Source organism: Rhodococcus sp. NPDC003322, from assembly GCF_053589555.1.
This window is the reverse complement of sequence record NZ_JBSFSC010000002.1, coordinates 1,213,024-1,226,695: the sequence shown is the minus strand read 5'-3', so window position 1 is coordinate 1,226,695 and position 13,672 is coordinate 1,213,024. Positions and strand designations below refer to the sequence as shown.

General features: G+C 71.6%; 8 protein-coding genes. 7 read left to right on the top strand and 1 reads right to left on the bottom strand.

Annotation, left to right across the window (positions count from 1 at the left end):
* Window positions 1–46 precede the first annotated feature (46 nt).
* Window positions 47–4,675, bottom strand: coding sequence for an NAD-glutamate dehydrogenase (locus tag ACWDUM_RS12005; protein ID WP_450134140.1), 4,629 nt, complete (start codon window positions 4,673–4,675; stop codon window positions 47–49).
* Between the two features lie 262 nt (window positions 4,676–4,937).
* On the opposite strand from ACWDUM_RS12005, the gene hutU reads away from it, so the two are divergent.
* The 7 genes from hutU to ACWDUM_RS11970 all read left to right on the top strand — a co-directional run bounded on the left by hutU (window position 4,938) and on the right by ACWDUM_RS11970 (window position 13,671).
* On the top strand, window positions 4,938–6,614 hold the full coding sequence (gene hutU, locus ACWDUM_RS12000; protein WP_450114859.1) for a urocanate hydratase: 1,677 nt from the start codon (window positions 4,938–4,940) through the stop codon (window positions 6,612–6,614).
* Window positions 6,615–6,935: 321 nt separating this feature from the next.
* Window positions 6,936–8,099: an acyl-CoA dehydrogenase family protein gene (locus tag ACWDUM_RS11995; RefSeq protein WP_450114858.1), complete on the top strand. Its 1,164-nt coding sequence runs from the start codon at window positions 6,936–6,938 to the stop codon at window positions 8,097–8,099.
* Window positions 8,100–8,135: 36 nt separating this feature from the next.
* On the top strand, window positions 8,136–9,278 hold the full coding sequence (locus ACWDUM_RS11990; protein WP_450114857.1) for a CaiB/BaiF CoA transferase family protein: 1,143 nt from the start codon (window positions 8,136–8,138) through the stop codon (window positions 9,276–9,278).
* Window positions 9,279–9,342: 64 nt separating this feature from the next.
* The gene (locus ACWDUM_RS11985) at window positions 9,343–10,008 is read left to right on the top strand and encodes an IclR family transcriptional regulator (protein ID WP_450114856.1); all 666 of its coding nucleotides are present in this window, start codon (window positions 9,343–9,345) and stop codon (window positions 10,006–10,008) included.
* A gap of 106 nt (window positions 10,009–10,114) precedes the next feature.
* Window positions 10,115–10,915 (top strand): IclR family transcriptional regulator, encoded by an 801-nt coding sequence (locus ACWDUM_RS11980; protein WP_450114855.1) that lies wholly within the window; start codon window positions 10,115–10,117, stop codon window positions 10,913–10,915.
* Between the two features lie 111 nt (window positions 10,916–11,026).
* Window positions 11,027–12,586 carry a histidine ammonia-lyase gene (hutH, locus tag ACWDUM_RS11975; protein WP_450134139.1) on the top strand — a complete coding sequence of 520 codons (1,560 nt, stop codon included), beginning with the start codon at window positions 11,027–11,029 and terminating at the stop codon, window positions 12,584–12,586.
* A complete protein-coding gene (locus tag ACWDUM_RS11970; protein ID WP_450134138.1) occupies window positions 12,583–13,671 on the top strand; it encodes a histidinol-phosphate transaminase in 1,089 nt (362 codons plus the stop codon). Before hutH ends, ACWDUM_RS11970 begins: the two co-directional genes overlap by 4 nt.
* Window position 13,672 lies beyond the last annotated feature (1 nt).

Genomic DNA, 13,672 nt, shown 5'->3' with positions numbered 1-13,672 from the left:
AGACCACCACCGGCCCGTCCGTGGCTCATGAAGTCTACCGACCGGCTCACCCCACGACCGCACGCAACTGACCGGCGGCGACGGACAGCGCCGCCAGGTCCCACTCGCCCGAATCCTCGATCTCCGCCAACCCGATCCGGGCGCGGCGGATCCGGGCGGCGTTGCGATGCTCCCAGTCGTCGAGCATCGCGTCGGGCGTGTCGCCCGGCGCGGCCTGCCCGAGTATGCCGAGGGTCATCGCCCGTACCGTGCCGTACAGCTCGTCCCGCAGCGACAACCGCGCCAGCGCGTTCCACCGCCCCTCCCGCGGCAACGCGGAGACCCGGTTCAACAGCGGCACCAGACCGACCCGTTCCTCCACCCGGAAGTAGAGCTCGCCCGCGACGGCGAGGTCGGTGGCGGCCAGTTCGGCGATCTCGACGACGTCGAGCAGCCCGAACCGGTCGAGCAGGAACTCGACCGCGCGGACCAGGTCGTCGGGGGCACCGCGCTCGGCGACCGTCCGCGTCCGATCCCGGAGGTTGTCGCGATCGGCGCCGACCAGCCAGTCGTCGAGCATGTCGGAGGCACGCGAGATCCGATCCCGGAATCGGGCGATCTCGGCGCCGACGGCAAGCGGTTGCGGACGCCGGGTCAGCAGCCACCGCGACGCCCGCTCGAGCAGCCGCCGGGTCACCAGGATCAGCTCGTCGGCGACCTGCGTCGACACCGGTGCCGCGGCGATCCGCGCCCACAGTTCGGGTAGGCCGAAGACCTCGGCGACGACCGTGAACGCCCGCACCACGTCCTCCGGACCGGCGCCGACCTCCTCGCCCAACCGGAACACGTGCGTCAGGCCGCCGCGGTCGACGACGGTGTTCGTCAACGCGGTGGCGACGATCTCCCGCCGCAGCGGGTGCCGGGCGATGTCGTCCGCGTGCGCCTCCCGCAGCCGCTGGGGGAAGTAGGCCCGCAACGTCGGCAGGAACACGTCCTGGTCGACGAGGTCGCCTCCCAGCAATGTCGCTTTCAGGTCCAGCTTCACGTGCGCCATCAGCGTCGCCAGTTCCGGCGAGTACAGTCCTCGGCCGGCCCGGGCACGGGCCGCGATCTCCGCCTCGTCGGGCAGCACCTCGAGTTCCCGGTCGAGCGCGCCGGACGCCTCGAGCGCGGCGATCTGACGCGCGTGCACCCCGAGCATCTCGGCCGCGTCGGCACGCGCGGTCCCGACGAGCTCGTTCTGGGAGACGTTGTCCGCCAGCACGAGGGCCGCGACGTCGTCGGTCATCTCCACGAGCAAGCGATTGCGTGCGGCCGCGTCCAGCCGTCCCGACCCGACAAGTCCGTCGAGCAACACCTTGATGTTGACCTCGCGGTCGGAGCAGTCCACACCGGCCGAGTTGTCGAGGGCGTCGGTACCGATCCGGCCGCCGCCCCGCGCGACCTCGATGCGTCCGGCCTGGGTCAGCCCGAGGTTGCCGCCCTCCCCGACCACCCGGGCCCGCAACTCGAACCCGTCCACCCGCACCGCGTCGTTCGACTTGTCTCCGACGTCGAGATGGGATTCGTCGGCGCCCTTGACGTAGGTCCCGATCCCGCCGTTCCACAGCAGATCGACCGGGGCGCGCAGGATCGCGCGGATCAGCTCCGGTGGGGTCAACGCGGTGACACCGGCGTCGAGGCCGAGGGCCCGCGCCGCGGGCGCGGAGATCGGCACCGACTTCGCGGAGCGTTCCCACACGCCGCCGCCGACGCTGATCAGTGTGCGGTCGTAGTCCGCCCACGACGACCGCGGCAATCCGAACAGCCGCTCCCGCTCCGCGAACGACCGGGCGGCATCGGGATTGGGGTCCAGGAAGACGTGCCGGTGGTCGAACGCCGCCACCAGCCGCAGATGCCGGCTGAGCAGCATGCCGTTGCCGAACACGTCGCCGCTCATGTCTCCGATCCCGGCCGCGGTGATCTCCTCGGTCGCCACGTCGACGCCGAGTTCGCGGAAGTGCCGCGTCACGGACTCCCATGCGCCGCGGGCGGTGATGCCCATCGCCTTGTGGTCGTAGCCCACCGAGCCGCCCGAGGCGAATGCGTCCCCGAGCCAGAAGTCGTACTCGGCGGCAACGGAGTTCGCGATGTCCGAGAATGTCGCGGTGCCCTTGTCGGCCGCGACCACCAGATAGGTGTCGTCGCCGTCCCGGCGCACCACCTCGGGCGCGGGACGCACCTCACCGGTGGTCCGGTCGACGTTGTCGGTCAGGTCGAGAAGTCCGCGAATGAAGGTGCGGTACCCGTTGATTCCGGCCGCCCGCAGCGCGTCCCGGTCCTTCTCCGCGTCCCCGGTGGGGACGGGTGGGCGGCGCAGCACGAAGCCGCCCTTCGCCCCGACCGGCACGATCACCGCGTTCTTGACGGCCTGCGCCTTGACCAGTCCGAGAACCTCGGTGCGGAAGTCCTCCCGCCGGTCCGACCAGCGCAGCCCGCCGCGGGCCACCGCGCCGAACCGCAGATGCACTCCGGCGACGGCCGGGGAGTACACGAAGATCTCGTGTCGGGGTCGGGGCTCGGGCAGTTCGTCGATCGCCCGCGAGTCGAACTTCAGCGCCAGGCAGTCGCGCCGGATGGCAGTGAAGTGGTTGGTGCGCACCGTGTTCCGGATCAGACCGAGCAGGGCGCGCAGCACCCGGTCGGCGTCGAGACCGAGAACCGCCTCGATCAGTTCCGCGGCCGACTCCGCGGCGGCGGCCCCGCCGTCCGACGCGGCGGCGTGCGGATCGAATCGTGCGGTGAAGCAGTCGATCAGCGCCCGGGCGATGTGCGGGTGGGCGCACAGCACGTCGGCGACGTGTGCGCTCCCGTAGGCGAAGCCGGCCTGCCGGAGGAACTCGACATAGGCCCGCAGCACCCCGACGGCGCGCCAGTCCAGTCCGGCACGGGCCACCAACTCTCCCAGCCGGTCCGGCTCCGAATCGCCCCGCCACAGTGCGGTGAACGCGTCGGCGAACAGTCCCTCGAACCCGTCGCCGTCCGGGGCGATCGGGTACCGCACGGTGAACCCGTAGATCCAGCAGGGCGATCCGGAGGGAGCGCGCAGCGGGTACGGGCGCTCGTCGAGCACCTCCACCCCGAGGCTCTGCAGCAGCGGCATCAGATCACCGAGCGAGGCGGGCCGTCCCGCCACGTAGAGCGAGAGCCGGTGTGTGCCCGGCCCTTCGGGTGACCGCACCAGCCGCACGGCGACGTCCCCGGCGGCCAGCTCCTCGACGATCGCCAGGTCACGTCGCGCCCGGTCCGCGCCGAAGTCCTGCTTGTAGTTCTCCGGCAGTGCGGACGCGAACGCCGCGAGCGCCGGGCGCCGGTCGGCCTCGACGTCGGCGAGCAGTCGTTCGTCCCAGCCCTGGCAGGCGGCGGTGATCCGATCGCCGAGACGGCGGGCCACGTCCTCGGACACGGTGACCGTGTCGGGCACCGTCATCGTCAGGTGGACGGTGGCGAGCGGCGCCGACGAGATCCGGCTGGTGGACTCGAGATTCGTCGCCTCCAGCCCGTCGACCAGGATCCGGGCCGCGGCCCTCCGCACCGCGGTGCCGAACCGGTCGCGGGGGACGAACAACAGCGCGGACAGGTTCCGGCGGCCGGGGGTGCGGCGCAGGAACAGGTGCATCCGCTCGTTCGCGTCGAAGGCGGTGAGGTCGGCGAGCGCGGCGGCCAGCGGCGCCGGGTCGGCGGCCAGCAGTTCCGTCAGCGGCAGCGTCTGCGCCAGGGCAAGCACGGCCTGTCCGGTGAAGGAACCGACGTGGTGCCCGGACGCCGCGAGCAGCTCACGCACCCGGTCCCCGACCAGAGGGATGTGCCGCACGTCCGGGTGCACGGCGGCGAACGTCCCGACGAGCAGATACAGGTGGCCGTCGAGGCGGGCACGGATCGCGACCATCCCGTCGTCACCTCCGAGCCCCGCCGGTGCCGGCACCGGCGTGATCGCGAACACGGAGGCATCGAGTTCGCGCAGTTCGGCCGCGAGCCCCCGGTCGCGGAGCAGGCCGAACGCGGCCTCGCCCACTCCACCGTCCGTGGCACCGTCCGCGCCGAGCAGCCGGAACACACCGGGCCTGCACCAGGCGAGGAAGTCCGCGGCGCGGTGCTCGCCGGCCGCCCGCAGGCGCCCGACCAACTCGACCCTGACCCGTTCCAGCTCGCCGGAATCGGCGCGCACCAGGCGAACCCGGGCCAGCGCCCGCTCGATCCGGAGGCCGAGCTCGGCGGCGTCGATCGTCCCCGGCGGCAGCGCGAGGTGAATCCACGACTCGGTCGCGGCGTCGTCGACCCGCTCGTCGGACGGCGGCACCGGCACCGGTCCGGAGACGGCGTCCGGGCCGTAATGCAGGCGCAGCACCGGGTGCAGCACGAACTCTGGCGTCACCGCGGCGTCGTCCAGCACGCCGAGCACGGCCTCGAGGAGATACGGCATGTCGGTGCCGACGATCTGCACGGCGGGACCGGGGCCGGTCTCGCCTGCGGAGATGGTGCGCACCAGGCTGTCGCGGTCGCCGCGGTCGCGGGCCAGGGCCAGATGTCGGTCCAGGATCCGGTCGCGGCGGCCCGGGTCGACGAGGGCACGGGCGTCGGAGAAGTAGGCGGCGGCGAGGACGTCGGTGGCCTCGCCGATGGGGGTCGGGACTTTCTGGGACGAAAGGGTGGTCATCGCGGAACCTTCCGGCGGGAGCCACGCTGCTCCCGGCCTGTGGGGGGCGGTCCATTCCGGCGGGTCGAGGGTGTGGGGTCGGGCGGCGCTGCCGGGACGCCTCTTGACAGGAGGTTGTATAGACAGGAATATACAAGTCATAGTTGCAGAGCGTGAGCCAGCGCACAACCACCCTGCGGCACGGATTCTCCAGCGACAACGGCGTCGCCCCGAACCGAACCACCAGGGCTCGCGAGCTCACCCTTGACGTCAAGGAGTACCGATGGACATCACCTCCCCCGGCCACGAGGCCCGCCCGGTCAGCGCTCCGCGCGGCTCCGAGCTGAACACCCTCGGGTGGCAGCAGGAGGGCGCGCTGCGCATGCTCATGAACAACCTCGACCCCGAGGTCGCCGAGCACCCCGACAACCTGGTCGTCTACGGCGGCACCGGTCGCGCCGCCCGCAGCTGGGCCGCGTTCGACGCCATGGTCGCCACCCTCAAGACGCTCAAGAGCGACGAGACCATGCTGGTGCAGTCCGGCAAGCCGGTCGGCGTCTTCCGCACGAACGAGTGGGCGCCGCGCGTGCTGCTCGCGAACTCCAACCTCGTCGGCGACTGGGCCAACTGGGAGCAGTTCCGCAAGCTCGAGGCCGAGGGCCTGATGATGTACGGCCAGATGACCGCCGGGTCCTGGATCTACATCGGCACCCAGGGCATCCTCCAGGGCACCTACGAGACCTTTGGCGCCATCGCCCGCAAGCGTTTCGACGGCACCCTGGCCGGCACCATCACCCTGACCGCGGGCATGGGCGGCATGGGCGGCGCGCAGCCGCTGGCCGTCACCATGAACGAGGGCGTCGCGATCTGCGTCGACTGCGACGTCACCCGCATCGACCGCCGGATCGCCCACAAGTACCTCGACACCAAGGCCGACAGCATCGAGCACGCCCTGCAGCTGGCGACCGAGGCCCGCGACGCCCGCAAGCCGCTGTCCATCGGCCTGGTCGGCAACGCCGCCGAGATCTTCCCGGCCCTGCTGGCGATGGATGCCCCGATCGACATCGTCACCGACCAGACGTCGGCGCACGATCCGCTGTCCTACCTGCCGATCGGCGTCGACATCGCCGACATGAAGGAACTGGCCGCGAAGGATCCGGAGAAGTTCACCGAGGATTCCCGCAAGGCGATGGCCGCGCACGTCGAGGCCATGGTCGGCTTCATGGACAAGGGCGCCGAGGTCTTCGACTACGGCAACTCCATCCGCGACGAGGCCCGCAAGGCCGGTTACGACCGCGCGTTCGAGTTCCCCGGCTTCGTGCCGGCCTACATCCGCCCGCTCTTCGAGGAGGGCCTCGGCCCGTTCCGCTGGGCCGCGCTGTCGGGCGACCCCAAGGACATCGCCGCGACCGACAAGGCGATCCTCGAGCTGTTCCCGGAGAACGAGCACCTCAAGCGCTGGATCGAGATGGCAGGCGAGAAGGTCGCCTTCGAGGGCCTGCCCGCCCGCATCTGCTGGCTCGGCTACGGCGAGCGCCACAAGGCCGGCCTGAAGTTCAACGAGATGGTCGCCAGCGGCGAGCTGTCCGCGCCGATCGCCATCGGCCGTGACCACCTCGACTCGGGCTCCGTCGCCTCCCCGTACCGCGAGACCGAGTCCATGAAGGACGGCTCCGACGCGATCGCCGACTGGCCGCTGCTCAACGCCCTCGTCAACACCGCGTCCGGCGCCTCCTGGGTGTCGATCCACCACGGTGGCGGCGTCGGCATGGGCCGCTCGATCCACGCCGGTCAGGTGTGCATCGCCGACGGCACCGAGCTGGCCGCGAAGAAGATCGAGGCCGTGCTGACGAACGACCCCGGCATGGGCGTCATCCGCCACGCGGACGCCGGCTACGACCACGCCATCGAGACCGCCCGTGAGCGGGGCGTGCGCATCCCGATGCAGGAAAACGCCTGAGCCACGGCGTGATCGACGCCGGGTCCGCTCGGCGTGACAACCGAATATCGCAGTCTCCTCGCGCACGGCGCGCGTGAGGCCGGTCTCCGGTCCCCCACCCCACCGGAGACCTCCCCGCCGAGCGGCGGTACGCAGTCATCCCCCTGCGTGCCGCCGCTCGGTTTGTTCTGCGCGGAGCGCCTCGGGGGCACCCCTGGACAAATCTCCGGTTCTCCGCCATAGTCACTTCATGCCATCTAGTGGCAATCGAATTTCACTAGATGAAATTTCTCAGAGATCCCGGCCGGCCGCCCCGCCGCCGACCCGCCCCCAGGAGTTCCCGTGACCGCTCAGACCCTCGACACCGACCTCGACCTGTCCGAATTCCGCAGCACCGTCCGCGCCTTCGCGAACGCGGAGATCCTGCCGGGAGCGGCCGAGCGTGACGAGACCAAGGCGTTCCCCGCCGACCTGATCCGCCGCCTCGGCGAGCAGGACCTGATGGGCATCTCCGTCCCCGAGGAGTTCGGCGGCCTCGGCCTGTCGACCCGCGCCCAGCTCGTCGCGATCGAGGAGGTCTCCCGCGCGGACGCCGCCCTTGCCTCGATCTACACCGCGCACTACCTGGGCCTCGAGCCGATCCTGGTCGGCGGCTCCGACGAGCAGAAGCGGCACTGGCTGCCCAAGCTCTCCTCCGGCGAGCTGCTTGCGGGCTTCGCGCTCACCGAGCCCGACGCCGGCTCCGACATCGGCTCGATGCGCACCGTCGCCCGCCGCGAGGACGACGGCTGGCACCTGTCCGGCTCGAAGACCTTCATCTCCAACGCCCGCGAGGCCGACGTCGTGGTGCTGTTCGCCAAGACCGACCCGGCCGCCGGGTTCAGGGGCATCTCCGCGTTCATCGTCCCCAAGGGCACGCCCGGCATCACCTACAGCGAGCCGCAGGACAAGATGGGCATCCGCTCGGCTCCCACGTACACCGTCTACCTCGACGACGTGGTGCTGCCGCACGACGCGGTGATCGGCACCGAGGGCCGCGGCGGCAACATCGCGCTCACCGCCCTCAACCGCGCCCGCATCGACGTCGCCGCGATGGCCAACGGAATCGCACTGCGCGCTTGGGAACTCGGCCGCGAGTACTCCTCCGAGCGCAAGCAGTTCGGGCAGCCGATCGCCGACTTCCAGGCGATCCAGCTGCTGCTCGGCGAGTGCGACGCCAAGCTGGTCTCGTCCCGCACGACCGCCGACTGGGCCTCCGACGTCAAGGACGCCGGCGGCGACCTGCGCCGCGCCGCGTCGATCTCGAAGTACGTCGCCACCGAGGCATGCTTCTCGATCGTCGACAACGTCGTCCAGATCCACGGCGGTGCCGGCTTCATGCGCGAGTCGGAAATCGAGCGCCTCTACCGCGACTGCCGCATCCTGCGGATCTTCGAGGGCACCTCCCAGATCCAGCTGCTGACCATCGCGGGCAACGCGCCGTCGATCCGGTCCACCGAGTACTGAGAACCCAAGTACCGAGAACCACTGGGAGACAAGATCATGACCGCTCTTCCCCCGCTCGACGGCATCCGCGTCGTCGACCTGTCCCGGGTGCTCGCCGGACCGTACTGCACGGCCCTGCTCGCCGACGCCGGCGCCGACGTGATCAAGATCGAGTCCAAGGCCGGCGAGGACTCCCGCCACCTCGGACCGTTCCGCGACGGCGAGAGCATCTACTTCAACGTGCTCAACCGCGGCAAGCGGTCCGTCGCGCTGGACCTGAAGGATCCGGCGGATCGGGAGGCGTTGCTGCAGTTGATCGAGGGCGCCGACGTCGTCGTCGAGAACTTCCGTCCCGGCGTCACCACCCGGCTCGGCATCGACTACGAGGCGGCCCGGGCCCGCAACCCGCGCATCGTCTACGCGTCGATCTCCGGTTTCGGCCAGGAGGGCCCGATGTCCGGCGCCGCCGCCTACGACCTCGTCGTGCAGGCGCTGTCCGGAATCATGAGCATCACCGGCACGGAGGAGTCGGGCCCGACCCGGCTCGGCGAGTCGTTCGGCGACCTGGTCGCCGGCCTGTTCGCGGCGTGGGGCATCAGCACCGCGCTGCTGGCGGCCCGCACCACCGGACAGGGCCAGCACCTGGACGTCGCCATGTTCGACAGCATGCTCGCGATGCTGCCGACCGCGCACAGCCAGCTGCAGGCCACCGGCGTCACCCCGGCCCGGGTCGGCAACCGGCACCCGGTCTCGACGCCGTTCGACACCTACCGCGCCGACGACGGCCTGTTCGTCCTCGCGGTCGCCAGCCAGGGCGGCTTCGAGAAGCTGGCCCGGCTGATCGGCCGCGAGGAACTGCTGAGCGACCCGCGGTTCACCGACGACACCACCCGCACCGAGAACGAGCCGGCGCTGCGCAAGGAGATCGAGGCGTGGGCGACCGGACGCACGGTCGCCGAGATCACCGCGATCCTCGGTGAGGCCGGGCTGGCGAGCTCCGAGGTGTGGACGGTCGAGCAGGCCCTCGGATCCGATCAGGCCCGCCACCGCGGCGTCGTGGAGACCGTCGAGCACCCCACCGCAGGCGCGATCTCGTACGTCCGTCAGCCGGTGGTGTTCGGCGACAGCACCCGGCCGCCGGCACGCCGCAGCCCGCTGCTCGACGAACACCACGACGAGGTGCTGTCCCGGCTCGACTAGATTCGGCCCGGGCCCGTCAACCACCGGCCCTGAAAAAATCCTCGGCACTGGGAGTGAACCGCAGATGGCCCCCGGCGACGTGACTCGCAGCGCGAGTCGGACCTTCGAGCTGCTCGGCGCGATCACCGAGCGGGGTGGGCTGACGCTCGCCGACGCCGCGAAGGCCACGGACCTCGCACCCAGCACGGCGCTGCGACTGATCCGCAGCCTCGAGCAGACCGAGTTCGTGGTGCGCGGCGAGGACAACGTGTACCGGCCGGGTCCGCGGCTGCTGCAGATCGGGGCGCGGGCGCTCGCCGACAACCAGCTGCTGCTGCGGGCCCGGGCGGCCATGACCGAGATCGCGGAGACAACCCGGGAGTCGACGTACCTGTCGGCTCCCGGGCCCCGCGGGACCGCCCTGTACCTGGGGCAGGTCGAGGGGACGCATGCCATCCGGCACATGGGCTGGGTCGGGCAGACGGTGCCGTTGGTCGGAACCGCGGTCGGCGCCGCACTGCTCGGCGAGGTCGGCGCCGACGGATACGCCATCGCCCACGACACCATCGAGGACCACTCCACCGGGGTCGCGGCACCGATCTACGACGCGATCGGCCGGATCGTCGGGGCATTGAGCGTGGTCGGCCCGACATACCGCCTCGACGACGCCACGTGCGCCCGGCACGGCCAGGTCCTGGTCGCGCGCTGCGCCGAGCTGTCGGCGCAGTTGGGCCGCACAGAGGAGTTCTGACGGCCGACTCGGCCGGCACCGAGGCCGTGGGCGGCCGACTTGGTGACACAGTCTCGTATTCGAGACAATGGCGGCGTCACCGGTGAGGAACGAAAGAGGGCGGTACATGTCGAGCAGTCGCGTGAAGTCCGCCGAGCGTGTGCTCGACGTGCTCGACCTGCTGGCCCGGCGCGGGGCGCCGATGGCGGCGACGGAAATCGCGGCCGAACTCGATCTGCCGAAGAGCACCACCCACCACCTGCTCAACGTCATGCGGGACCGCCGGTTCGTCTCCTACTGGCCGGACCAGCGCGCCTGGACACTCGGGGTGTCCGCGTTCGAGGTGGGCGCGTCGTACATGCGGTCCGGGCCGCTGCACCGGGAGGGGCAGCGGTACCTGGTCGCGCTCACCCAGGCCGTGGACGAGACGTCCCACCTGGCGGTGCTGCAGGGCACCGACTCCATCTACCTGGACAAGCGCGAGCCGCTCAAGCCGGGAGTGCGCCTGGTGACCGAGATCGGCACCCGGTTGCCTGCGCACCTGACCGCGGTCGGGCGGGCCGTGCTGGCCCGGCTCGATCCCGAGCAGCTGAGCGCGCTCTACGACGGCTACTCGTGGCCGACCCGGACCGGAGCCGGACCGACCTCCCTCACGGAATTACGGACGGTGCTGCGCGCCGATCGCGAACGCGGGTACTCGGTCGAACGCGATTCCACGACCTCCGGGGTGACCTGCGTGGCGGGCCCGGTCGTGACCTTCGAGGGCCGTCCGGTCGCCGCACTGGGTGTCGCCTACCTGACCGGCTCCCGCACCGAGGCCGAGGCCGAGCAGATCGCCGAGCGGGTGGTCGCGACCGCCGCCGACTTCTCCGCCAGCCTGGGCGACCGCATGCTCGATCCCGATCTGCGCACCGAACACGCCGGCTGAACTACGCCTCTCGGCCACGGACACTCTTGCTTTAGTCTCGTATTCGAGACTAAAGTCTCGTATTGCAGACATTGCGACGTCGTCGCCTCTCCTCCGAACTCTGGAGCCTTCGTGACCCCCACCAATCCCACCGCCCCCGTCGTCGAGGTCGGCATCGGCCCCGTCTCGATCCAGGACGTCGTCGACGTCGCCCGCCACGGCCACGGCGTCCACCTGAGCGCGGAGTCGCTCATCGAGATGGCGGCCTCCCGCGCCCACATCGAGGCACTCGCCGCCAGCCCCGTCCCGGTGTACGGGGTCTCGACGGGATTCGGCGCCCTCGCCACCCGGCACATCCCGCCGAACCTGCGAACCCAGTTGCAGCGCAGCCTGATCCGCTCACACGCCGCCGGTTCCGGCCCGGAGGTGGAACGAGAGGTGGTGCGGGCACTGATGCTGCTGCGGCTGTCCACCCTCGCGACCGGCCGCACCGGCGTCCGGCCGGCGGTCGCCCAGGTCTACGCGGACCTGCTGACGGCCGGGATCACCCCGGTGGTCCACGAATACGGCAGCCTCGGCTGCTCCGGCGACCTCGCCCCGCTCGCCCACGTCGCGCTCGCGGTGACCGGCGAGGGCACCGTCCGGACCGCGGACGGCCGGCTGCTTCCGGCGGCCGCCGCCCTCGCCGAACACGGGATCGAGCCGGTCGTCCTCGCCGAGAAGGAGGGACTGGCGCTGATCAACGGGACCGACGGCATGCTCGGCCAGCTGGCGCTGGCGATCACCGACCTCGACCACCTCCTCAAACTGGCGGACGTGGCCGCGGCGATGAGCGTCGAGGGCCTGCTCGGCACCGACCGCGTGTTCGCCGCCGACCTGCAGGCCCTGCGTCCGCACCCCGGCCAGGCTGCCGCCGCGGCGAACATGGCCCGACTGCTCGCCGGCTCCCCGATCGTGGCCAGCCACGCCGGACCCGAGGACACCCGGGTGCAGGACGCCTACTCGCTGCGCTGCGCCCCGCAGGTCGCAGGCGCCGCCCGCGACACCGTCGAGCACGCCCGCACCGTCGCACTGCGCGAACTGGCCTCCGCGATCGACAACCCGGTCGTCGCCCTGGACGGCCGGGTCGAGTCCAACGGCAACTTCCACGGCGCCCCCGTGGCCTACGTCCTCGACTTCCTCGCCATCGCCGCGGCCGACGTCGCGAGCATCAGCGAACGGCGCACCGACCGCTTCCTCGACGTCGCCCGCAGCCACGGGCTGCCCCCGTTCCTCGCCGACGACCCCGGCGTCGACAGCGGCCTGATGATCGCCCAGTACACGCAGGCCGCGATCGTCTCCGAACTCAAGCGGCTCGCCGCCCCGGCGAGCGTCGACTCGATCCCGTCCTCCGCGATGCAGGAGGACCACGTGTCGATGGGCTGGTCGGCCGCCCGCAAGCTGCGCCGCTCGATCGACGGCCTGACCCGGGTGCTGTCCGTCGAAATCCTCGCCGCCGCACGCGGAATCGATCTTCGCGCCCCGCTGCAGCCCGGAGCCGGCACCGGCGCCGTGCTGCACGCGCTGCGGACCGCCGTCCCCGGCCCCGGCACCGATCGCCACCTGTCACCGGAGATCGAACGGGCCGTCGAACTCGCCGCCTCCGGCGCGCTCGTCGCCGCCGCCGAGGACGCCGTCGGGGAACTGCGGTGAACGCACCGGCCACCCCCCTTCCCACCGATATGCCCACCCCCCGCCCCGCTATCGAGGCGCTACCCCGGTACTCCAGGGCCAACGGCTCCGCGACGATCCGGTGGCGGGCGTCGAGCAACGAGTCGCCGATCGCGCCCGCTCCCGCTGTCGTGGAGGCGATCACCCGCGCCGGCGCGAACGGCCACCGCTATCCGTCGCTGTTCGGCGACGACCTGGTGGCCGCGCTGGCGGCGCGACTGGCGGTCCCGACCGAGGCGCTGCACGTCGGCGCGGGCTCGCTTGCGCTGCTGCAGCAGGTGCTCACCGCCTTCACCGGGCCGGGCACCGAGGTGGTGCACGCGTGGCGCAGCTACGAGGCGTACCCGATCCTGGTCGGGATCGCAGGCGCCACCGCGGTTCCGGTGCCACTCGACACCGACCACCGGCACGACGTGGACGCGATGATCGCCGCGCTGACCCCGCGTACCCGCGCAGTGCTGGTGTGCAACCCCAACAATCCGACCGGGACCGAACTGTCCGGGGCCGAGCTGCGGAGACTCCTCGACGCGGTTCCCCGCCACGTGCTGGTGTTGCTCGACGAGGCCTATCGGGAGTTCGCCACCGGGAACGACGACACCGACGGGGTCGCGCTGCTGCGCGACCATCCGAATCTCGTTGTACTGCGCACCTTCTCCAAGGCGTTCGGTCTCGCCGGACTGCGGGCGGGCTACCTGATCGGCGACCCCGAACTCGTCGCGCACCTGCATGCGGCGGCGCCGCCGTTCGGCCTCGGCGCGGTCGCGGAGGCGGCGGCGTGTGCGGCACTGACCGATCCCGACCACACCGAGCGGGTCGTGGCGGCCGCGCGGGCGGGCCGCGAGCACCTGCGCGCCGGGCTCGCCGCCCGCGGCCTCGAGACCCCGCGGAGCGGCGCGAACTTCGTCTGGATACCGTTGGACGACGGAGCCGCCGCGTTCGAAGCCGCGTGCGTCGCACAGGGCGTGTCCGTTCGCGCCTTTCCCGGCGAGGGGGTCCGGGTCACCGTCGGTGAACGCGCCGCGGAGGACGCGGTCCTGGCCGCCGCCGACACCCTGACCGCCCCGTGAA